This is a genomic window from Burkholderia sp. 9120 (assembly GCF_000745015.1).
Taxonomy (GTDB): Bacteria; Pseudomonadota; Gammaproteobacteria; order Burkholderiales; family Burkholderiaceae; genus Paraburkholderia.
In genome coordinates, this window is record NZ_JQNA01000002.1 from 2,305,207 (window position 1) to 2,327,560 (window position 22,354).

At 63.3% G+C, this 22,354-nt stretch carries 21 protein-coding genes; 18 read left to right on the top strand and 3 right to left on the bottom strand.

The annotated features are described in order from the left end of the window. Window positions 1-15 precede the first annotated feature (15 nt). The 12 genes from FA94_RS18455 (at window position 16) to bioB (ending at window position 14,089) form a co-directional block, all read left to right on the top strand. The gene (locus tag FA94_RS18455) at window positions 16-420 is read left to right on the top strand and encodes a MerR family transcriptional regulator (protein ID WP_035553825.1); all 405 of its coding nucleotides are present in this window, start codon (window positions 16-18) and stop codon (window positions 418-420) included. Between the two features lie 79 nt (window positions 421-499). After that, the gene (gene aceK, locus FA94_RS18460) at window positions 500-2,338 is read left to right on the top strand and encodes a bifunctional isocitrate dehydrogenase kinase/phosphatase (protein ID WP_035553827.1); all 1,839 of its coding nucleotides are present in this window, start codon (window positions 500-502) and stop codon (window positions 2,336-2,338) included. Between the two features lie 106 nt (window positions 2,339-2,444). Then, the gene (gene can / locus FA94_RS18465) at window positions 2,445-3,206 is read left to right on the top strand and encodes a carbonate dehydratase (protein ID WP_035562470.1); all 762 of its coding nucleotides are present in this window, start codon (window positions 2,445-2,447) and stop codon (window positions 3,204-3,206) included. A gap of 7 nt (window positions 3,207-3,213) precedes the next feature. Then, window positions 3,214-4,422: an acetyl-CoA C-acetyltransferase gene (locus FA94_RS18470; RefSeq protein WP_035562473.1), complete on the top strand. Its 1,209-nt coding sequence runs from the start codon at window positions 3,214-3,216 to the stop codon at window positions 4,420-4,422. Window positions 4,423-4,508: 86 nt separating this feature from the next. Continuing rightward, window positions 4,509-5,186, top strand: a complete 678-nt coding sequence (locus FA94_RS18475) for an SDR family oxidoreductase (protein WP_035553829.1) — start codon at window positions 4,509-4,511, stop codon at window positions 5,184-5,186. A gap of 12 nt (window positions 5,187-5,198) precedes the next feature. After that, complete coding sequence (locus FA94_RS18480) at window positions 5,199-6,329, top strand: acyl-CoA dehydrogenase family protein (RefSeq protein ID WP_035553832.1); 1,131 nt, start codon at window positions 5,199-5,201, stop codon at window positions 6,327-6,329. Window positions 6,330-6,336: 7 nt separating this feature from the next. After that, on the top strand, window positions 6,337-6,795 hold the full coding sequence (locus tag FA94_RS18485; RefSeq protein ID WP_035553835.1) for a YchJ family protein: 459 nt from the start codon (window positions 6,337-6,339) through the stop codon (window positions 6,793-6,795). Between the two features lie 574 nt (window positions 6,796-7,369). Beyond that, a complete protein-coding gene (locus tag FA94_RS18490) occupies window positions 7,370-8,656 on the top strand; it encodes a dienelactone hydrolase family protein (RefSeq protein ID WP_035553836.1) in 1,287 nt (428 codons plus the stop codon). Between the two features lie 1,042 nt (window positions 8,657-9,698). Further along, on the top strand, window positions 9,699-11,063 hold the full coding sequence (gene bioA, locus FA94_RS18495) for an adenosylmethionine--8-amino-7-oxononanoate transaminase (RefSeq protein WP_035553838.1): 1,365 nt from the start codon (window positions 9,699-9,701) through the stop codon (window positions 11,061-11,063). Then, on the top strand, window positions 11,063-12,247 hold the full coding sequence (gene bioF, locus FA94_RS18500) for an 8-amino-7-oxononanoate synthase (RefSeq protein WP_035553841.1): 1,185 nt from the start codon (window positions 11,063-11,065) through the stop codon (window positions 12,245-12,247). Before bioA ends, bioF begins: the two co-directional genes overlap by 1 nt. Further along, window positions 12,244-12,975, top strand: coding sequence for a dethiobiotin synthase (gene bioD, locus FA94_RS18505; protein WP_035553845.1), 732 nt, complete (start codon window positions 12,244-12,246; stop codon window positions 12,973-12,975). The genes bioF and bioD overlap by 4 nt, the downstream gene beginning before the upstream one ends. 34 nt (window positions 12,976-13,009) lie before the next feature. Beyond that, window positions 13,010-14,089: a biotin synthase BioB gene (gene bioB, locus FA94_RS18510; protein WP_035553847.1), complete on the top strand. Its 1,080-nt coding sequence runs from the start codon at window positions 13,010-13,012 to the stop codon at window positions 14,087-14,089. A 108-nt stretch (window positions 14,090-14,197) separates the two neighbouring features. Here the strand turns inward: bioB and FA94_RS18515 are convergent, their stop codons facing one another. Together FA94_RS18515 and FA94_RS18520 are read right to left on the bottom strand one after the other, a co-directional pair. Continuing rightward, entirely contained in the window at window positions 14,198-15,223 is a 1,026-nt protein-coding gene (locus tag FA94_RS18515) for a sulfate ABC transporter substrate-binding protein (RefSeq protein WP_035553851.1), read from the bottom strand. 138 nt (window positions 15,224-15,361) lie between these two features. Then, a complete protein-coding gene (locus FA94_RS18520; protein WP_035553853.1) occupies window positions 15,362-15,964 on the bottom strand; it encodes an RBBP9/YdeN family alpha/beta hydrolase in 603 nt (200 codons plus the stop codon). Between the two features lie 315 nt (window positions 15,965-16,279). Between FA94_RS18520 and FA94_RS18525 the strand changes: the two genes are divergently transcribed. From FA94_RS18525 to FA94_RS18550, 6 genes are all read left to right on the top strand, one after another. After that, on the top strand, window positions 16,280-17,221 hold the full coding sequence (locus FA94_RS18525; protein WP_035553855.1) for a 2-hydroxyacid dehydrogenase: 942 nt from the start codon (window positions 16,280-16,282) through the stop codon (window positions 17,219-17,221). 114 nt (window positions 17,222-17,335) lie between these two features. After that, window positions 17,336-18,262, top strand: coding sequence for a hydroxymethylglutaryl-CoA lyase (locus FA94_RS18530; protein WP_035553857.1), 927 nt, complete (start codon window positions 17,336-17,338; stop codon window positions 18,260-18,262). Window positions 18,263-18,317: 55 nt separating this feature from the next. After that, window positions 18,318-18,839 carry a YbaK/EbsC family protein gene (locus FA94_RS18535; protein WP_035553860.1) on the top strand — a complete coding sequence of 174 codons (522 nt, stop codon included), beginning with the start codon at window positions 18,318-18,320 and terminating at the stop codon, window positions 18,837-18,839. Window positions 18,840-18,843: 4 nt separating this feature from the next. After that, window positions 18,844-19,071 (top strand): DUF1289 domain-containing protein, encoded by a 228-nt coding sequence (locus tag FA94_RS18540; RefSeq protein ID WP_035553863.1) that lies wholly within the window; start codon window positions 18,844-18,846, stop codon window positions 19,069-19,071. After that, on the top strand, window positions 19,068-19,535 hold the full coding sequence (locus FA94_RS18545) for a MaoC family dehydratase (RefSeq protein ID WP_035553865.1): 468 nt from the start codon (window positions 19,068-19,070) through the stop codon (window positions 19,533-19,535). The genes FA94_RS18540 and FA94_RS18545 overlap by 4 nt, the downstream gene beginning before the upstream one ends. Further along, on the top strand, window positions 19,532-20,485 hold the full coding sequence (locus FA94_RS18550) for an MBL fold metallo-hydrolase (RefSeq protein WP_035553867.1): 954 nt from the start codon (window positions 19,532-19,534) through the stop codon (window positions 20,483-20,485). Before FA94_RS18545 ends, FA94_RS18550 begins: the two co-directional genes overlap by 4 nt. Window positions 20,486-21,445: 960 nt before the next feature. On the opposite strand, the gene FA94_RS18555 is transcribed toward FA94_RS18550, so the two are convergent. After that, the gene (locus tag FA94_RS18555) at window positions 21,446-22,336 is read right to left on the bottom strand and encodes an alpha/beta hydrolase (RefSeq protein WP_035553870.1); all 891 of its coding nucleotides are present in this window, start codon (window positions 22,334-22,336) and stop codon (window positions 21,446-21,448) included. Between the last annotated feature and the right edge of the window lie 18 nt (window positions 22,337-22,354).

The following is a 22,354-nucleotide window of genomic DNA, read 5'->3' on the forward strand; positions in this document are numbered from 1 at the left end:
CCACGAGATGCCCCGATGAACACGCAATTCACGATCACCGAGCTCGCACGGGAATTCGACGTCACGCCGCGCGCGATCCGTTTCTACGAAGACCAGGGTTTACTCTCGCCGAGCCGCGAAGGATCGAGCGGTTTGCGGCGTGTCTACTCGGCCCGCGACCGCACGCGCCTGAAGCTCACGCTACGCGGCAAACGGCTCGGCTTCACGCTGTCGGAGATACGCGACCTGCTGGACGTGTACGAATCGCCGACCGACACCGTGCCGCAATTGCACGCGTTCCTCGCCACGGTGGCGCGGCATCGCGATGTGCTCGAACGTCAACTGGAAGATCTGAACGCGACGCTCGAAGACCTCGCGCAATATGAAGCTCAGGCGCGCGTGCTGCTGGAGAACGGCACACGCGAAACCAGGCACGCATAAGCGGCGCGATGCGTCGCGGGCCCACCCGGACGATACAATCGTGGGTGTCTTCACGACATGAGGCGAATGCACGGTCGACATGAATCACTTCCCTAAACTGCTGTCGTCGCAAATCGGCTTTGACGTCGCGCAGACCATGCTCGAAGGATTCGACCGGCACTATCGGATCTTTCGCGACGCCGCGATCCACGCCAAGACGCTGTTCGAGAAAGCCGACTGGCATGGCCTGCAAAAGCTCGCGCGCGAGCGCATTACCTCGTACGACGAGCGCGTCGAGGAATGCGTCGAACTGCTCGAAGACGAATACGACGCCGAGAATATCGACGACGAAGTGTGGCAGCAGATCAAGCTGCACTACATCGGCCTGCTGACCACGCACCGCCAGCCCGAGTGCGCGGAAACGTTCTTCAATTCCGTGTGCTGCAAGATCCTGCACCGCTCGTACTTCAACAACGACTTCATCTTCGTGCGCCCGGCGATTTCGACCGAGTACATCGAGAACGACGAACCGGCCGCGAAGCCGACATATCGCGCGTATTACCCCGGCAAGGACGGGCTGGCCGCCACGCTCGAACGCGTCGTCACGAATTTCCAGCTCGAGCCGCCGTTCGAGGATCTGACGCGCGACGTGAGTTGCGTCATGCAGACCATCCACGACGCGTTCGGCGCGTTCGACGAAGCGCCCAATTTCCAGATTCACGTGCTGTCGTCGCTGTTCTACCGGAACAAGTCGGCGTATATCGTCGGGCGGATCATCAACGGTGATCTGCTGCTGCCGTTCGCGGTGCCCTTGCGCCATGTGAAACCCGGCGTGCTCGCGCTCGACACGGTGCTGCTCAAGCGCGACCAGTTGCTGATCATCTTCGGCTTTTCGCATTCGTATTTTCTGGTCGATATGGAAGTGCCGTCCGCGTACGTGGAGTTTCTCGGCACGATCATGCCGGGCAAGCCGAAGGCGGAAATCTATACGTCGGTGGGTCTGCAAAAGCAGGGCAAGAATCTCTTCTATCGCGACCTGCTGCATCATCTGTCGCATTCGAGCGATCAGTTCATCATCGCGCCCGGTATCAAAGGGCTCGTGATGCTGGTGTTCACGCTGCCGTCGTTTCCGTATGTGTTCAAGCTGATCAAAGACCACTTCCCGCCGCCGAAGGAAACCACGCGCGCGCAGATCAAGGAGAAGTATCAGCTCGTCAAACGGCACGACCGTTTGGGCCGCATGGCCGACACGCTCGAATATTCGAGCGTCGCGCTGCCGCGTTCGCGGCTCGACGAAGCGCTCGTGCGCGAACTCGAAAAGGAAGTGCCGTCGCTGATCGAATACGACGGCGACAATCTGGTGATTCGCCACATGTATATCGAGCGCCGCATGGTGCCGCTCAACCTGTTCCTGCAGAACGGCACGGACCAGGACGTCGAACACGGCATCAAGGAATACGGCAATGCGATCAAGGAACTGATGCAGGCCAACATTTTCCCCGGCGACATGCTGTACAAGAACTTCGGCGTGACGCGTCACGGCCGGGTGGTGTTTTACGACTACGACGAAATCGAATATCTGACTGACTGCAACGTGCGCGCGGTGCCGGCGCCACGTAACGAAGAAGACGAAATGTCGGGCGAGCCGTGGTACTCAGTCGGCCCGCACGACATTTTCCCGGAGACGTACGGCACGTTCCTGCTCGGCGACCCACGCGTGCGCCGTTCCTTCATGCAGCATCACGCGGATTTCTTCGGTCCCGCGCTGTGGCAACGGCACAAGGATCATCTACTGAAAGGCGAACTGCCCGACTTTTTCCCGTACGACGACAGCGTGCGCTTCTGCGTCCGCTATCCGGAACGCTTCGCCGATGCGGCTTCGTCCGCGCCGGCCGCACCGGATGCTTCAGCCGACGAATCCAACGTGCGAGCCGCGTGAAACGCGCGCGCTGAGTGCTGCACGGAAAGCCGCGCTGAACGCCTCGTCCGAACTTTATGCAACGACACCGGCCGGTCCATCGGTCGAGCAAACGCCCAGACACGCCATGAACACGAAAGTCAATCCGTCCCCCCACCCGCTCGCGCATCTGTTCGACAACAACGACGCGTGGGTCACCCGCAAGCTGTCCGAAGACCCCGAGTATTTCTCGCGTCTCGCGCATCAGCAAACGCCTGAATACCTGTGGATCGGCTGCTCCGATTCACGTGTGCCGGCGAACCAGATCATCGGCCTGCCGCCGGGTGAAGTGTTCGTGCACAGAAACATCGCCAACGTGGTGGTGCATACCGATCTGAACTGTCTGTCGGTGATTCAGTTCGCCGTCGATCTGCTGAAGGTCAAGCACATCATGGTGGTCGGCCACTATGGCTGCTCGGGCGTCGGCGCGGCGCTGCACGGCCGGCGCGTGGGTCTCGCGGACAACTGGCTGCATCACGTGCAGGACGTGCGCAGCAAGCATGCCGCGCTGCTCGAAAACTGGCCGCTCGGCGAGGCGCGGCACCGTCGTCTGGTCGAACTGAACACGATCGAACAGGTGATGAACGTGTGCCGCACCACCATCGTCAACGACGCGTGGGCACGCGGTCAGGAACTCACCGTGCACGGCTGGGTGTATGGCGTGCACGACGGCAAGGTGCGCAACCTCGGCATGGCGATCAGCGACGCGGCCACGCTCGACGCGACCTACAAGGATTGCATCGCGGCCGTCGCGGCCGGCGGTGCGTACAAGGAAGACAACGACGCGGCCCGGCTCGGCGACGTGCCGGCGATCGTCGAAGGTGTGATCAAGGAGCTTAAACATGATTGAGGCAAGCATGAGTGAGACAAACATGAACCCGACGCAGAACGATCCGATCGTCATCGTGGGCGTAGCCCGCACGCCGATGGCGGCTTTCCAGGGCGACTTCGCGTCGCTGACCGCACCGCAACTCGGCTCGATCGCGATCGAAGCCGCGGTGCAACGCGCGGGCCTCAAGCCCGAGCAGATCGACGAAGTGGTGATGGGCTGCGTGTTGCCCGCCGGCCTCGGCCAGGCGCCGGCGCGGCAAGCCGCGTTGGGCGCCCACTTGCCGTTGAGCACCGGCAGCACGACCGTCAACAAGATGTGCGGCTCCGGCATGCGCGCGGCGATGTTCGCGCACGACATGCTGGCCGCCGGTTCCGTCGATGTGATCGTGGCGGGCGGCATGGAAAGCATGACGAACGCGCCGTATCTGTTGCCCAAGGCGCGCGGCGGCATGCGCATGGGTCACGGCCAGGTGATCGATCATATGTTCTACGACGGCCTCGAAGACGCCTACGAAAAAGGCCGTCTGATGGGCACCTTCGCCGAGGAATGCGCGGGCTCGTACGAGTTCACGCGCGAGGCGCAAGACGCGTTCGCGATCGAGTCGCTCAACCGCGCGAAGCGCGCGAACGAAGACGGTTCGTTCGACTGGGAAATCGCGCCGGTCAAGCTGGAAAGCCGCAAAGGCGAAGTGACCGTCGATCACGACGAGCAGCCGTTCAAAGCGAACCTCGACAAGATCCCGACGCTCAAGCCCGCGTTCAGCAAAACCGGCACGGTGACGGCGGCGAATTCGTCGTCGATTTCCGACGGCGCCGCCGCGCTCGTGATGATGCGCGAGTCGACCGCGAAGCGTCTCGGCGTCGAGCCGATCGCGCGCGTGGTCGGCCACTCGACCTTCGCGCAGGAACCGGCAAAGTTCACCACCGCACCGGTCGGCGCGATTCGCAAGCTGTTCGAGAAGAACGGCTGGCGCGCAGAAGAAGTCGATCTGTTTGAAGTCAACGAAGCGTTTGCCGTGGTGACGATGGCCGCGATGAAGGAACACCATCTGCCGCACGAGAAGGTCAACGTGAACGGCGGCGCCTGCGCGCTGGGGCATCCGATCGGCGCATCGGGCGCGCGGATTCTCGTCACGCTGATCGGCGCGTTGAAGAAGCGCGGCCTGAAGCGTGGCGTCGCGACGCTGTGCATTGGCGGCGGCGAAGCGACCGCGATGGGCGTTGAGCTGGTTTAACGCGTGGCTTGCCGCATTCGCTGCGGCGTTCATTGCGGCGTTCATTGCCGTACTCGTTACGGCATTCGAAGAATCGAGGTGAGTCGATGAAGTCAGTGTTGATTGTCGGTGCGTCGCGCGGCATCGGCCAGGAGTTTGTCCGGCAGTACAAAAAGAGCGGCTGGCGCGTGCTCGCCACCGCGCGCGACGGCGCCGCGCTCGACGCGTTGAACGCGCTCGGTGCCGAGACTTTTTCGGTCGACATCACCTCGGAAGAAGACATCGCCGAGCTCGGCTCGCAGCTCGATGGAGAACGACTCGATGCGGCAATCCTGGTGTCGGGCGTGTACGGCCCGAACACCGAAGGCATCGAAGCGATCTCCGCCGAAGACTTCGACCATGTGATGCGTACCAACGTGCGTGGTCCGATGCAATTGATGCCGCTCCTGCTGCCGCTCGTCGAAGACGCCGGCGGCGTGTTCGCGGTGATCTCCAGCAAGATGGGCAGCATCGGCGACGCGAGCGGTACGGCCGGCTGGCTGTATCGCGCGAGCAAGGCGGCCTTGAACGACGCGCTGAAACTCGCGTCGCTCGAAGCGCACCGCGCGACCTGCGTCTCGTTGCATCCGGGCTGGGTACGCACCGACATGGGCGGCGCTCAGGCCGCGATCGACCCGGCGCGCAGCGTCACTGGTATGCGCGAAGTGCTCGCGCAGGCCGCGGCCCTACACGAAGACTTCAACGGCCGTTTCTATCAATACGACGGCACACCGCTCGACTGGTGAGGAGACAGATTCATGGTGCTTGATCAGGATCATTCGATGGTCCGCGACGCGCTGCGCACCTTCGTGCGCGAAGCCGTCACCCCGCACGCGGCCGCGTGGGACCGCGAGCGGACCTTTCCGCGCGACGTGCACCGGCAGCTCGCCGAACTCGGCGCTTACGGCGTGCTCGTGCCCGAAGCGTACGGCGGCGCCGGCATGGACGCGCTGGCGCTCGCGCTGATCCTCGAAGAAATTGCTGCCGGCGACGGCGGGACGTCGACGGCGATCTCCGTCAATAACTGCCCCGTGTGCAGCATCCTGCTCACCTACGGCAACGACGCGCAGAAACGCGACTGGCTGACGCCGCTCGCGCGCGGCGAGATGCTCGGCGCGTTCTGTCTGACCGAACCGCAAGCGGGCTCCGACGCGTCGGCGCTACGCACCACGGCGACCCGCGACGGCGACGCGTACTTGCTGAACGGCGTCAAACAGTTCATCACGAGCGGCAAGAACGGCAACGTCGCGATCGTCATGGCCGTGACCGACAAGGCGGCGGGCAAGCGCGGCATCAGCGCGTTCATCGTGCCGACCGACACCCCAGGCTATGTCGTCGCGCGCGTCGAAGACAAGCTCGGCCAGCATTCGTCGGACACCGCGCAGATCGTTTTTGAAGAGTGCCGCGTGCCGGCCGCGAACCGGATCGGCGCGGAAGGCGAAGGCTATCGGATCGCGCTGTCGGGGCTCGAAGGGGGACGCATTGGTATCGCGGCGCAAAGCGTCGGCATGGCGCGCGCCGCCTTCGAGGCCGCGCTGGCCTATGCCAAAGAACGCGAGAGCTTCGGCGTGCCGCTGTTCTCGCACCAGGCCGTGCAATTCCGCCTCGCCGACATGGCGACGCAACTCGAAGCCGCACGCCAGTTGATCTGGCACGCGGCTTCGTTGAAGGATGCCGGTCAGCCGTGCCTTACCGAAGCGGCGATGGCCAAGCTGTTCGCCTCCGAAGCCGCCGAGCGCATCTGTTCGGCCGCGTTGCAGATTCACGGCGGCTACGGCTATCTGAGCGATTTCCCGGTGGAACGAATTTACCGCGACGTGCGCGTGTGCCAGATCTACGAAGGCACCAGCGATATCCAGAAGATCCTCATCGCGCGCGGGCTAGGTTGAAAGTCTGATGAATAAATCATTGTTGTCGACGCAACGACCTGTCGACTGCCCGTGCGGCGGCGCCGCTCCCGATCAACGCAGCGGCGCCAAAGCGCCCCGTTTCGCGCAATGCTGCGGCCGCTATATCGACGCCACTGACACCGGCGAAGCAGCGCCGCGCGCGCTCGAACTGATGCGCTCGCGCTATAGCGCGTATGTTGTGGGCGCAACGGATTACCTGCGCGCCACCTGGGCGCCGCAAACCTGTCCCGCCGACCTCGACGTCGACCCGGCCGCGCCCGACGCGCCGCGCTGGCTCGGACTGCAGATCAAGGCTTTCGCCGAGACCGACGACGGTCATGCCACCGTTGAATTCATCGCACGATACAAGGTGGGGGGACGCGCGCATCGGCTGCACGAACTGAGCCGCTTTGTCCGCGACGAGGATGGTCGTTGGCGTTATGTCGACGGCAACGTCAGCGAATAGTCCGTAACCTTTCAGCGCCTTACGCGGCGCAGCGGCGTGGTTTTCACCGTGTTCACATAGGGCCCTGTATAAGGGCCTTTTTTTTCGTGTTGGCTCAGCACGACAACACACGCGACGGATCGCATTGCTTCGCACAGCCAGACACCCGCGAGGCCTGCGTTTCGCGGCATTTGGCAGGCCGATTGGCGGGCGGCAATTTTTTCGTCGCGGGTTCTCCTTGATTGCACAAAACAAAATTGTCGTGCCAGGATGAGTCCGTAGCTTCATGACGTCACGTTGCGAGAGAGGGTCCATACCACTCCGCAAAATGCGCAGGGCGCTCTGCCGAGCACCAGATAGTGTGGGTTCGGCGGCAGTGTCGGGCAGCAACCGTGGCGCTCATCATCGGCGCGTGGGGTCGCGTCGGCCGTTTGGGTTCATCCCGTGCGATCTCGATTAGCGTGCGTGCGCCTGGCGCATAACGTACGCGAGTGTGTTTTTGTGTGTCGAAACAAGCTGAAAGGCAACTGTCAGCGACCAATTCGACAGACAAACACCACGGTGTTCAGGGCAGGATTTTGAGGCAGGTGCGTCAATGGTGTTCAGCAAGATTCTGACGAAGTGTGCGGTGATGTGTGCAACGGCCACGTGCGCGGTTGCACTCGCGCATGCCGACCCGCTCGCCGACACCCAGGCGGGCCCCTTGACCCGCGCGCACGTGCCGCGCATTGCCCTCGACGACGATGTCTATCTGCCCACCGCGGGCCTGAACGAACAGATCATTCGCGTACCGGTCGACGCTGCCGGCTCGGTCACGCTCGAAACGACGATTTACAAACCGGACGGCGCAGGTCCGTTTCCGATGATCGTCTTCAACCACGGCAAGATTCCCGGCGATCCGCGCACGCAGGAACGCAGCGACCCGCTGCCTTTCGCGCGCGAGTTCGTGCGTCGCGGCTACGTGGTGGTGGCACCGAACCGCCAGGGCTTTGGCCATTCGGACGGCGTGTATCAGCAGGACGGTTGCGACGTCGAGCGCAACGGCGTTGGCCAGGCTGGCGACGTCGCCGCGACGATCAATTTCATGTCGAAGCAGCCGTATGTGGACGCGTCGCATATCGTGGTGGCGGGCACGTCGCATGGCGGCTTGGCGACGATGGCTTACGGCCCTGAGGCCGCGCCGGGTGTGCGGGCGTTGATCAATTTCTCGGGTGGTTTGCGGCAGGATGCGTGCAAGGACTGGCAGGGCAATCTGACGCGGGCGTTCGGCACGTACGGTGAGAAGACCCGCGTGCCATCGCTGTGGATGTACGGCGATAACGATTCGGTGTGGAATACGCCGCTGGTGGCGGGCATGTATGCCGCGTATGGCGCGCATGGCGCGAGCGCGAAGATGGTGGATTTCGGCAACTACAAGAACGACGCGCATCGGCTGGTTGGCGATCGTGACGGCGTGCATGTGTGGTGGCCGGCGGTCGAGGCGTTCCTTGCGCAGGTTGGGATGCCGACGGGCGTGCAGTATCGGGTCGAGGATCCTTCTGCGCCTAAGGCGAGTGGGTTTGCTGCTGTCGACGCGGTCGATTCCGTGCCTTATGTCGATGAAGCCGGGCGGAATGGGTATCGGAATTTCTTGCATCAGTATCCGAGTCGGGCGTTTGCTGTTTCTGATTCTGGGGCGTGGTCGTGGGCTGAAGGTGGGGATGATCCTAATTCGGTTGCTGTGGCTAATTGCCAGAAGCAAAGCGTCGCGCCTTGCCGGTTGTATGCGGTGGATAACTCCGTTGTTTGGGGGGATGGGTCTTCGCAGACGGCTAGTGGGGGCGAGGGTTCTGGGGCTGCTTCTGGCACTGACGCGCGGCGGGCTATTGCTAGTCGGGAATAGAGCGCTGGCCGCGTAGCGCGGTTTTGGGGTCGTTGCTTTGGCCTTTCCTTGCTTTCTTAGTGGTCTATTAGCGTTGCCCCTGTGCGGGGCGGCACTCACTTTTCTTTGCCTGCCGCAAAGCAAAGTAAGCAAAAGAAAGCGGCTCAAACCGCTAACCATTAAGCGGGTCCCCCGCACAGTCACATTAGTGGCTCATCTGGAATCCGTGCCCTCGCACATTTGGCGGTAGCGGCACAGCAGTCATTCCTCCGGTGGCGCTCCGCGCCCCGTCCGGTCGTTCTTCAACCACCTGCAATTTTCAACGCTCACCATCTTCGAGTGCCCCACCTCTTCGCGTGCGCGGCGCTTCGAAATTGCGGCCATTCAGGGCGCCCGTAGCCTCTCAAATCTTCCACAGTTCATCGCCTCCCCAATGGCCCGGCTGCGCGACTTGCAGCCGCCAGTTACGAGCAAACCGTTTGGCAGCCCGAGCACCGTCAGCACGTATACGTGCTGACGGTGTGTGAACGGTCGTTGGGGCGCGCGCAGCGCCGCCGGAAGAATGACTGCTGTGCCGCTACCGCCAAATGCGCGAGGGCACGGATTCCAGATGCACCACTACCCATCGCGGACCACGGGCCCCGCTTAATGGTTAGCGGTTTGAGCCGCTTTCTTTTGCCTACTTTGCTTTGCGGCAGGCAAAGAAAAGTAGGTGCCGCCCCGCACAGGGGCAACGCTAATAGACCACTAAGACAGCAAGGAAAGGCCAAAGCAACGACCCCAAAACCGCCCCACGGGCCCAAAACCCGCACTTAGCCATCAGATTCCCGCCCACAAGGTCGAACTACTTTGCCGTCGTCAACTACGCCGATTAGCGACCTTTTCAAAGCAAACCACCCAACCTGCCGCAAACGTCGCCAAACCCCAGCGCCGCAGGCAAAAACACCCCCACACCCGCTAGTGCACAGCACGAAAGAAACAGCTAATCTCGACCCCGCGCGTCAGCCAAAAACCGCCACGCGCAGCGCAAAACCAGCAGCAAACCAGCACCCGGAGCACCGCATTGAACAAGCCCGCAGAACCCACCACCACAAACCCTGACGGCTGGGTCGCCCGCAGCCTGCGCGCCGTCTGGCACCCCTGCACCCAGATGAAGCACCACGAGCGCCTGCCGCTCGTCCCCGTCGCGCGTGGTCAAGGCGCGTGGCTCTACGACCGCGCCAACCATCGTTATCTGGACGCGATCAGCTCCTGGTGGGTCAACCTGTTCGGCCACGCCAATCCCCACATCAATGCGGCCCTGAAAGACCAGCTCGACACCCTCGAACACGCCATGCTCGCCGGCTGCACGCACGAACCGGCCATCGAACTCGCGGAACGCCTCAGCGCCCTCACCGACAACACGCTCGGTCACGCGTTCTTCGCGTCGGACGGCGCATCCGCCGTCGAAATCGCGCTGAAAATGAGCTTCCACTCGTGGCGTAATCGCGGCTTCGCCGACAAGCAGGAATTCGTCTGCGTCGCCAACAGCTATCACGGCGAAACCATCGGCGCGCTCGGCGTCACCGACGTCGCGCTCTTCAAGGACGCCTACGATCCGCTGATCCGTCACGCCCACGTCGTGGCATCGCCCGACGCGCGTCTCGCGCAACCCGGCGAAACCGCCGCCGACGTCGCACGTCGCGCACTCGACAACGTACGCTCGCTGCTCGAAACACGCGCCACGAAAATCGCCGCGCTGATCGTCGAGCCGCTCGTGCAATGCGCGGCCGGCATGGCCATGCACGACGCGTCGTATCTCGCGGGCTTGCGCGCCCTGTGCGACCAGTACGGCGTGCATCTGATCGCCGATGAAATCGCCGTCGGTTGCGGACGCACCGGTACGTTCTTCGCGTGCGAACAGGCCGGCATGTGGCCGGACTTTCTGTGCCTGTCGAAAGGCATCAGCGGCGGCTATCTGCCGCTCTCGATCGTGCTGTCGCGCGACGAAATCTACGCGGCCTTCTATCACGACGACACCGCGCGCGGCTTCCTGCACTCGCACTCGTACACCGGCAATCCGCTCGCGTGCCGCGCAGCGCTCGCCACGCTCGACCTGTTCGTCAGCGACAACGTGCTCGCCGTCAACGCGCAAAAATCCGCGACGCTGAAGGCCGCGCTCGCGCCGCTCGCCGATCACAAACAGGTGCGCAATCTGCGCCAGTGCGGCACGATCTTCGCGTTCGACGCCGTGATCGACGATCCGCAGCAAGCCCGCACCTTCTCACGCCGTTTCTTCGACAACGCGTTGCAGCGCGAACTCCTGCTGCGCCCGATCTCGACCACGGTGTATCTGATGCCCCCTTACATCCTCGACGACGAAGAACTCGCGCTGCTCGCCTCGCGCACGCGCGAAACCTTCGAAGCCACGCTCACGGAGGCCCGTTAATGCATCTGCTCGACACACTCAAAGCAGGCCTGAAGGACATCGACGACCACGGCCTGCGCCGCCGCCGCCGCATCGCGGATACCGCATGCGCGGCGCACATGACCGTCGACGGCCGCGCGATCATCGGCTTCGCCAGTAACGACTATCTCGGCCTCGCCGCGCATCCGCAGTTGATCGCGGCCATCGCCGAAGGCGCGCAGCGCTATGGCGCGGGCAGCGGCGGTTCGCATCTGCTCGGCGGCCACTCGCGCGCGCATGCGCAACTCGAAGACGACCTCGCGGCATTCGTCGGCGGCTTCGTCGACAATGCGCGCGCGCTCTACTTCAGCACCGGCTACATGGCGAACCTCGCGACGCTCACCGCACTCGCGGGCCGCGGCACGACGCTGTTCTCGGATGAGCTGAACCACGCGTCGCTGATCGATGGCGCGCGGCTGTCGCGCGCCGACGTGCAGATCTATCCGCACTGCGATATGGACGCGTTGGGCGCGCTGCTCGAAGCGTCGGACGTCGCCGTCAAGGTGATCGTGTCGGACACCGTCTTCAGCATGGACGGCGACGTCGCGCCGCTGACGCGTCTGCTCGCGCTCGCGGAACAGCACGGCGCGTGGCTGATCGTCGACGACGCGCACGGCTTCGGCGTGCTCGGTCCGCAAGGCCGCGGCGCGGTCGCGGAAGCGGCGCTGCGCTCGCCGAATCTGATTTCGATCGGCACGCTCGGTAAAGCGGCAGGCGTCTCGGGCGCGTTCGTCGTCGCGCATGAGACCGTGATCGAATGGCTCGTGCAACGCGCGCGTCCGTACATCTTCACCACGGCGTCGGTGCCGGCGGCCGCGCATGCGGTGTCGGCGAGCCTGCGCATTATCGGCGGCGAAGAAGGCGACGCGCGACGCGCGCATCTCCAGCACCTGATCAAACGCACGCGCGCAATGCTGAAAGCAACGCCGTGGCTTCCCGTCGATTCGCACACTGCCGTGCAACCGCTGATCATCGGTGAGAACGACGCGACGCTCGATATCGCGGCCACGCTCGACCGCGCCGGTCTATGGGTGCCGGCAATCCGTCCGCCGACCGTGCCGGCCGGCACGTCGCGCCTGCGCATTTCGCTGTCGGCCGCGCATTCGATGGCGGATCTGGATCGGCTCGACGCGGGCTTGCAACAGCTCGGAGCGAAAGCGGCATGAGTAACCTGAATCACAACGCGCTGTCCGTGTTCGTCACCGGCACCGATACGGAAATCGGCAAGACCTTCGTTTCGTCGGCCCTGTTGCGCGGTTTCGTGCGCGCGGGCCTGCAAGCCGCCGCGATGAAGCCGATCGCCGCCGGCGCATTCGAAGTGAACGGCACGTTGCACAACGAAGACGCGGATCAACTCGATGCCGCGTCGAACGTGCTGCTGCCGCCCGACATGCGCACGCCGTATCTGCTGAAGGAACCGGCCGCGCCGCACATCGCAGCCGCGCTGGAAAACGTCACGTTCGATCTCGGCCACATCGTCGCGTGTCATGCGCAAGCGTTGCAGCGCGCGGAGATCGTCGTCGTGGAAGGCGTCGGCGGTTTTCGTGTGCCGCTGACCGCCACCAAAGACACCGCCGATCTCGCCGTCGCGCTGAAGCTGCCGGTCGTGCTGGTGGTCGGCATGCGCCTCGGCTGCATCAGCCATGCGCTGCTCACCGCCGAAGCGATCGCCGCACGCGGACTCACGCTCGCGGGCTGGGTCGCGAATCGCATCGATCCGGACATGACGTTCCCCGACGAAAACATCGCCTCGATCCGCGAGCAGCTTGCTCGCGCGTACGACGCCCCCTTGCTCGGCATCGTGCCGCATCTGAGCCCGGCTTCGCCCGAACTCGCGGCGGACCAGCTCGATATCGACCGACTTTTGCAGACGCTGCGTCACACGCAGCGCTGATCCCCACACACATCTATCCACGAGGATTGACGATATGACGCAACTGAACATCGCTTCGACGCCAGCCGACACGGCCGCCGCCAACAACAACGCCGTCGAAGGCGCCAAACAACTCGCGCGCTGGCGCGTCGCCGACATCGTCGCGCTGTACGAACTGCCGTTCAACGACCTGATGTTCCGCGCGCAGCAAACGCATCGCGAGCATTTCGACGCGAACACGGTGCAACTGTCAACGCTGCTGTCGATCAAGACCGGCGGCTGCGAAGAAGATTGCGCGTACTGTCCGCAGTCGGTGCATCACGACACGGGCCTGCAGGCCGACAAGCTGATGCCGGTCGACGAAGTGCTCGCCGCCGCGAAAGTCGCCAAGGACAACGGCGCGACACGTTTCTGCATGGGCGCGGCGTGGCGTAACCCGAAGGACCGTCACCTCGAACCGATCAAGGACATGATCCGCGGCGTGAAGGCAATGGGCCTCGAAACCTGCGTGACGCTCGGCATGCTCGAAACGCACCAGGCGCAAGCGCTGCGCGACGCGGGCCTCGACTACTACAACCACAACCTCGATACGTCGCCGGAGTTCTACGGCCAGATCATTTCGACGCGCACGTATCAGGACCGTCTCGACACGCTCGAACGCGTGCGCGATGCGGGCATCAACGTGTGTTGCGGCGGGATCGTCGGGCTGGGCGAATCGCGTCGCGAACGCGCCGGGCTGATCACGCAACTGGCGAACATGGAGCCGTATCCGGAATCGGTGCCGATCAACAATCTGGTGCAGGTGGAAGGCACGCCGCTGAGCGGCACCGAACCGATCGATCCGTTCGAATTCGTGCGCACGATCGCGGTGGCGCGTATCACGATGCCGAAGGCGATGGTGCGTTTGTCGGCCGGACGTGAGCAGATGGATGAGGCGTTGCAGGCGCTGTGCTTCCTCGCGGGCGCGAACTCGATTTTCTACGGCGATCAATTGCTGACCACGAGCAATCCGCAAGCCGAAGCCGACCGCAAGCTGCTAGCGCGTCTGGGCATTAGCGCCGAGGCCTCGCAGCAAATGCCGGTGGATCAGAGCGGCTGCGAGCTTGGTTGCGACAAGCATGCCGCGCCGAACTGAGCTGCGTTGAATGTGGTGAGTTGATGCAACTCGCGCGATAAACCGCGTGCAATAAAAAGGGCGCCTCGATTGATATCGAGGCGCCCTTTGCATTTTCAGAACCGCCGATTACTTCTTGTCGACGATGATCTGATCGAACGTGCCGCCATCCGAGAAGTGGGTTTGCTGTGCTTTCTGCCAGCTACCGAACATCTCTTCGACGGTGAAGGTTTTGATCGGCTTGAACTCGGCGGCGTGCTTGGCCAGCACGTCCTTGTCACGCGGACGCAGATGATGCTGCGCGATGATTTCCTGCGCGGCCGGCGACCACAGGTAGTCGAGATACGCCTGAGCTTCCTTGCGTGTGCCGCGCTTGTCGACCACCTTGTCGACGATCGACACCGGCGGCGCCGCCAGCAGGCTCACCGACGGATACACCGCTTCGAAATTGCCCGCCCCCACGCCGGTGTCGATCAGCGACACTTCGTTTTCGAACGTCACCAGCACGTCGCCGATGCCGCGTTGCGTGAAGGTAGTCGTCGCGCCCCGTCCGCCTGTATCGAGCACCGGCACGTTCTTGAAGATCGCCTTTTCGAAATCGAGCGCCTGCGCATCGGTGCCGCCGTGCTGCTTGCGATAACCCCATGCGGCGAGATACGAATAGCGTCCGTTGCCCGAGGTCTTCGGATTGGCGATCACCACCTGCACACCGGGCTTCGCGAGATCGTCCCAGTCCTTGATGTGCTTCGGGTTGCCCTTACGCACGAGGAACACCATCGTGGTGGTGTACGGCGCGCTGTCGTTCGGCAGACGCGCGCGCCAGTTGGCCGGCACCAGTTGGCCCTTCTCGGCGAGCAGGTCGATATCGTTCGGCTGGTTCATCGTCACCACGTCGGCCTGCAGGCCTTGCAGTACCGACAGCGCCTGCGCGCTCGACGCGCCATGCGACTGGCGCACCGACACGGTCTCGCCGCTCTTCTGCTTGTACGCCGCGATAAAGCCGGCGTTGATGTCCTTGTACAACTCGCGCGTCACGTCGTACGACACGTTGAGCAGCGACGTGTCGGCATGCGCCGTCGAGATGCCGCCCATCGCGAGCGTGATTGCCGTCATGCCGGCTGCGAACCAGCGCGATGTCCCCGTGTTGCCTGCCATCTTGTCCCCGCCTATCGATGATGAAAACCTGTGGCCGCACGAGTGCGCGGCGTGAAGCGGGATTCTAACGAATTGCTTACCGGTTCGTTCGGACCGAAGTCGGACATAACGCGGCGACGCTGAACGCCATCGCCGTGCTCAGACGAACGCGTGCGGCGCGGCCTCGAACGTCTCCTCGCGAAAGCGCAGCGGCGCCGCGCAATGCACCAGCGTGTCGACGAAATACTTGGCGCGCGGCCACGGGCCGAAGCCGGCCGCGGTATTGATATGCCCGACGTCGCCGAGATTGACGAATGCGCTGCCAAGACGCTGCGCGAGTTCGCGCGAACCGGCGAGCGACATCCACGGATCGGTTTCGCTGCCGATCAGAATGGACGGCACGCCGAGACGTCGCGCGTCGAACGGGCCCGCGAAGGCGAATTTCTCGGGGCTGGCGGGCGCAACGAACAGCACGCCGATCACATCGTTCGCGTACGACGCCTGCTGCAACGCGTGCGCAGTGGCGAGGCAACCAAAGCTGTGCGCGGCCAGCACGAACGGCCCACGCTCGCGCGCCAGCAGATCGCGTAACGACTGCGCCCAGCGGGCGACGTTCGGGGCTTCCCAGTCGGCCTGCTCGACACGCAACGAGCGCGCGAACTGCCGCTCGAGCCAGGTTTGCCAGTGCGCGCCCTCGCTGCCGTGCAGGCCGGGAACGGTCACGAGCCGCGGCGGCCACGTCGATTTGATGCATGGAAGCATGTCTGTCCCTCGCAGCGGGAATCCGGGAAAGTATTGTCCCGCCCGGCCCGGCGTGGGTGAACCAAGTTTTTGTGCTTTGGTTATGCGGTAAATGCAGGGGCAAGTGCGGTGGCAAATGCCGGAACAAATGCAGACAAACCGCACGCCCGTACGCAAACGCGCGCGGTTCGCGTCGAAAAAGTAGAATGAAGCCTATCCATAAAAGGAGGAGGCCCCCATGCCGCAAGCGTCGACCGATGCACCGCGCGTAGTGCTGCCGCGCGGCCGGGCCTTCCCCGTCAATCGATCCGACTACGCAGGGACCTGCCCGACCGTATGAAAGTCCTCTTCTACATGACGCATGCCGACGCCGCCGAGTGGCTGCACGACTTCGCCCGTGCGCTGCCCGAAGCGGATTTACGCGAATGGCAGCCGGACGACACTGCGCCGGCCGACTTCGCGGTCGTGTGGCGGCCGCCGCGCGAAATGCTGGCCGGTCGCGACGATTTGCGCGCGATTTTCAATCTCGGCGCGGGCGTCGACGCGATCCTCGGGCTCGAACACGCGCAACCCGGCACGCTGCCGCGCAATGCGCAGTTGATCCGGCTCGAAGATTCCGGCATGGCGCTGCAAATGACCGAGTACGTGACGCATTCGGTGCTGCGCTATCTGCGTCGTTTCGACGACTATCAGACGCTGCAAGGCGAACGCCGCTGGCAAGTGCTGGAGCCGCATCCGCGTGAGACGTTTACGGTCGGCGTGCTGGGGCTCGGTGTGCTCGGCTCGCATGTCGCGCAAACGCTCGCGGGCTTCGGTTTGCCGGTGCGTGGGTATAGCCGCAGTGCGCGACAGATCGACGGCATCACGACCTTCGCCGGCGATGCGCAATTCGACGCGTTTCTCGATGGCGTCAAAGTGCTGGTGAATCTGCTGCCTCACACACCGGAAACCGGCGACGTGCTGAACGCGCGCACCTTCTCGAAGCTCGCGCGCGGCGCGTATCTGATCAACGTCGCACGCGGCGGGCATCTGGTCGAACAGGATCTGCTCGACGCTCTAGCTAGCGGTCAACTTACCGCCGCGACGCTCGACGTGTTCCGCGACGAACCGCTGCCGACCGATCATCTGTTCTGGCGCGAACCGCGTATCACGATCACGCCGCACGTGTCCGCGCTGACGCTGCGCTCGGAAAGCGTCGAGCAGGTCGCGCGCAAGATTAAAGCGCTGGCGCGTGGTGATACGGTCGGCGGGGTGGTGAATCTCGAACGCGGATATTGAACACGGACATCATCGAATCCAATTTTAGGGGCGCCGCCTCGCGCGGCTTGCAACTCAATTGCATGGGACCCGAGTAAGCGCTAAGCCGCTAGCTCGGGTCGAAAGGAGACAATCATGGCCTTACCCCAGCAAGTCAAAATCGTCGAAGTCGGTCCGCGTGACGGACTGCAGAACGAAAAAGAATTCGTCGCCACCGCAACCAAGATTGAGCTGATCAACCGGTTGTCGGCGGCAGGCTTCCGCAACGTCGAAGCGGCCTCGTTCGTGTCGCCGAAATGGGTCCCGCAAATGGCCGACGGCGCCGACGTGATGGCCGGCATCGCACGCCATCCGGGCACGATCTACTCGGTGCTCACACCGAACCTGCGCGGCTTCGAAGGCGCGCTCGCGGCACAAGCCGACGAGATCGTGATCTTCGGCGCCGCCAGCGAAGCGTTCTCGCAGAAGAATATCAATTGCAGCATCGCGGAAAGCATCGACCGCTTCGCGCCGGTCGCGCAGGCGGCTAAAGAACATGGCCTGCGGATTCGCGGCAGCGTGTCGTGCGCGCTTGGCTGCCCGTATCAGGGCGACGTGCCGGTAGCGTCCGTGGTCGATGTGGTCGAACGCTTCGCGGCGCTCGGCTGCGACGAGATCGATATCGCCGACACGATCGGCGTCGGCACGCCCAAACGCACACGCGAAGTGTTCGAAGCCGTGACCCGCGTGTTTCCGCGCGAACGTCTGTCCGGCCACTTCCACGACACCTACGGCCAGGCGCTTGCGAATATCTACGCCGCGCTGCAGGAAGGTATCGAGATCTATCACGCGTCGGTGGCGGGGCTCGGCGGTTGTCCGTACGCGAAGGGCGCAACCGGCAACGTCGCGACCGAAGACGTGCTGTACCTGATGAACGGCCTCGGCATCGAGACCGGTATCGACCTCGCGCAGGTCGTGGCGATCGGCGATTTCATCTCGACGTCGATCGGCAAGCCGAACGTGTCGCGCGCCGGTAAAGCGCTGCTCGCCAAGGCGCGCAGCGAAGCGGGCAATTGCGTCTGATTCCCGCCGCTACTATTCGTCACTCACGCTTGCCCCTCTATCAGGACCCGAAACGATGACGGACCACGCTTCCTTCGACTCCGACGACCTCGCCTCGCTGCCGGAATCGGCACGCCGGGTTGCACTGCTGTTGCGCGAACGCGGCCACGCGGGCCGGATCGTGATGCTGCCCGAAACCGGCAAGACTTCCGCCGAAGCCGCCGCGGGACTCGGCTGCTCGGTTGCGCAGATCGCCAAGTCGATCCTGTTTCGCCGCCGTAAAGACGACGCGCCGGTGCTGGTGGTCGCCAGCGGCGCGAATCGCGTCGACGAACAGAAAGTCGCTGCGCAAGTCGGCGAGATCGGCCGCGCGGACGCGAAGTTCGTCCGCGAACAAACCGGCTATGCGATCGGCGGCGTCTGCCCGATCGGCCACGCCGTCAAACCGGTCACGCTGATCGACGCCGATCTGCTCGCACTCGACAGCCTGTGGGCCGCGGCCGGCCATCCGCATGCGGTGTTCAATCTGACCGCGCAGGAGTTGGTCGCGCTGACGGGCGCGCCGGTGGTCGACGTGGCGCTGCGCGAGACCGCGTGACGCGATGACGGCCGGCAACGATATCGAAGATGAGGATGGCAGCGTAATGTCGCCTTGCATCAGCGTGTGCAGAATGGACGAGTCGACCGGCTGGTGTGAGGGCTGCCTGCGCACCATCGACGAAATCGCCAGTTGGTCTCTGTTCGACGACGACGCCAAACGCGCGGTCTGGAGTGCGATCGAAGTACGGCACACGGAATTTATGGGGAAGCACGCGAAGGAGCGGCGATGAAGCCCGCACCGCGTGTCGTCACGATCGGCGAGACGTTCAGCGCGACGCTCGAACTGTCGGCGCAATCGGTGAAATCGTTCGCCGCGCTCGTCAACGATTTGAACCCGCTGCATCACGACGACGCGTATGCCGCGCAGAGCCGCTTCGGCGGATTGATCGCGTCCGGCACGCAACCGACCGCGCATTTCATGGCGTTGCTGGCGACGCATTTTTCGCGCTACGCACAGCCGCTCGGGCTTGAGTTCGATATCAAGCTGAAGAAGGCCGTCCACGCGACCGACACGCTCACGATCAACTGGCGCGTGCGCGACGCCTATTGGAAAGCGAGTCTGAATGGCGATCTGACGCATCTCGACGGCACGGTCGTGAATCAGCGCGGCGACGTCATGTTGATCGGCACATCGACCATTCTCGTGATGCCGAAGCCCGAAGCGGACGGATCAACCAATGCGGGCACATCATGATCGCGCTGCCGGAATCGATACGGGTTTTCGAACGCGGCTGGCTGTCGTCGAATAACGTGCTGCTGGTCGACGACGCGTGCGCCGCGCTCGTCGATACCGGCTATGCGAGCCACGCGCCGCAGACGATCGCGCTGGTGCGGCAAGCGCTCGGCGCCCGGCCGCTGGATCTGATCGTCAACACGCACTTGCACTCGGACCACTGCGGCGGCAATGCGCAGTTGCAGGCGGCGTGGCCGTGCCGCACTGTTATTCCGGCTTCCGAGGCCGATGTCGTGCGCGACTGGGACGAAAGCCGTCTGACGTTTCGCGCCACCGGTCAGACCTGCGAGCGCTTCGATTTCACCGGCACGATGACGGCCGGTACGCGGTTGCGGCTCGGTGCGCTTGACTGGGAGGTGCTCGGCGCGCCCGGTCACGACCCGCATTCGTTGATGCTGTATTGCGCGGACGAACGCATCCTGATCAGCGCGGACGCGTTGTGGGAAAACGGCTTCGGCGTGATCTTTCCGGAGCTGGAAGGCGAAAGCGGATTCGCTGAAGAACAGGCGGTGCTCGAAGCGATTGCGAAACTCGATGTGCGTGTCGTGATTCCGGGCCACGGCGCGCCGTTCACGAATGTCGAGCAGGCGCTTGAACGCGCGTTCTCGCGTGTTGCCTGGTTGCGTGCAGACCCCACGCGCAACGCGAAGAATGCGCTGAAGGTGTTGATCGTGTTCAAGCTGCTTGAAATCCGTGCGATGAGTTTTGATGCGCTGGTGCGAATGGTGGATAGCGCTGAGGTGATGCGCGCGGCGGCGGCGATGCTCGCGCCGAGTGACGAGTGGCCTGCGCTGCTGCGGGGAATCGTCGAGGAACTTGCGGCGAAGAATGGGCCGTTGGAGCTGGAAGGCGAGCTGATCTTTGCGCGGGATTCAAAACCGTTGGTACAAAAAGAAAACCGCTCGACCTGAAGAACAAGGCGAGCGGCGGAAATTCTGTCGGACGTGATCAGCGTCTAGTTCAATGATACGCGTGGCGGATTTTTGACCGCATTGGTGATTTCCCTACAGAAGGTTGACGGGTCGTTTTAAAGCGGCATACGCATGGCGGTATGGAGCGTCGTAGTCGCTGGCTTTTGCTCGTATTAGGCTGGTGGGGTGAATAATCGGGTTTGTGGTTATTCTGGAATCCGTAGGGTTGGCCTTTCCTTGCTGTCTTAGTGGTCTGCTAGCGTTGCCCCTGTGCGGGGCGGCACCTACTTTTCTTTGCCTGCCGCAAAGCAAAGTAGGCAAAAGAAAGCGGCTCACACCGCTAACCATTAAGCGGAGCCCGTGGTCCGCGATGGGTAGTGGTGCATCTGGAATCCGTGCCCTCGCGCATTTGGCGGTAGCGGCACAGCAGTCATTCTTCCGGCGGCGCTGCGCGCGCCCCAACGACCGTTCACATACCGTCAGCACGTATGCGTGTCCCTCGCGGTGCACATGCTGCCGAACGGTTTGCTTGTAAGCGGCGGCTGCGGGTCGCGCAGTCGGGCCAATCGGGAGGCGATGAACTGTGGAAGATTTGGGAGGCTACGGGCGCGCTGAATGGCCGCAATTTCGAAGCGCCGCGCACGCGAAGAGGTGGGGCAATCGAAGACCGTGAGCGTTGGAAATTGCAGGTGGTTTGAAGACCGACCGCACGGCGCGCGAAGCGCCACCGGAAGAATGACTGCTGTGCCACGAGCGCGCAGTATGCGAGAGCACAGATTCCAGATGAGCCACTACCCATCGCAGACCACGGGACCCACTTCAGAATTAGCGGTGTGAGCCGCTTTCTTTTGCTTACTTTGCTTTGCGGCAGGCAAAGAAAAGTGAGTGCCGCCCCGCACAGGGGCAACGCTAATAGACCACTAAGAAAGCAAGGAAAGGCCAAAGTAAAAGCCAACCACGCTACTGCTCAACAGCCTCAAAAAACGCCAACATCTCAGCAAAAAGCTCTCCCGATGCCTCCTCAGGAATATAGTGCCCACAAGAAAGCGCCCTGCCGCTAACATCCCGCGCCACATGCCGCCACTCCCCGAGCGCATCGAAGCACTTCTCAATCACGCCCTTATCCCCCCAAAGCACGCGCAGCGGACACCCAATCTTATGTCCGCGTTCAACATCAGCACGATCGTGCTCCAGATCGACACTAGCCGACGCCCGATAATCCTCGCACATAGCATGCACAGCACCAGGCTGCGCGAGCGCCGACCGATAAGCATCAAGTGAAGCAGGATCAAACACCGCCAGCCCGGCATGACGGCTCCCCATCACCGCATCGACATAAGCAGCGGGATCGGCACCGATCAGCGTCTCAGGCAACGGCTCCGGCTGAATCAGAAAAAACCAGTGGAAATAAAGCGTCGCAAACGTGCGATCGGTCGCCTCATACATCGCAAGCGTCGGCGCAATATCGAGCAGCATCAAACGCTCGACCGCATCGGCATGATCCAGCGCCATCCGATGCGCGACCCGCGCGCCGCGATCATGCGCGCACACCAGAAAACGTTCGAAGCCGAAATGCCGCATCACGGCAACCTGATCGGCCGCCATCGTGCGTTTGGAATACGGTGTGTGAGCGGCGTCGCTCGGCGGCTTGCCCGATGCGCCGTAGCCACGCAGATCGGTGGCGATCACGGTGAAGTGCTCAGCCAGTTGCTCAGCGCAACGCGCCCAGATCAGATGCGACTGCGGATGGCCGTGCAGCAACAGAAGCGGCGGCCCCGCTCCGCCCTTCACTCCGAAAATATCGACATCGCCCACGGCGACGCGAAAGGGCGTGAAATTCTCGAAGGCCATGGCGTCTCTCTTGTCATT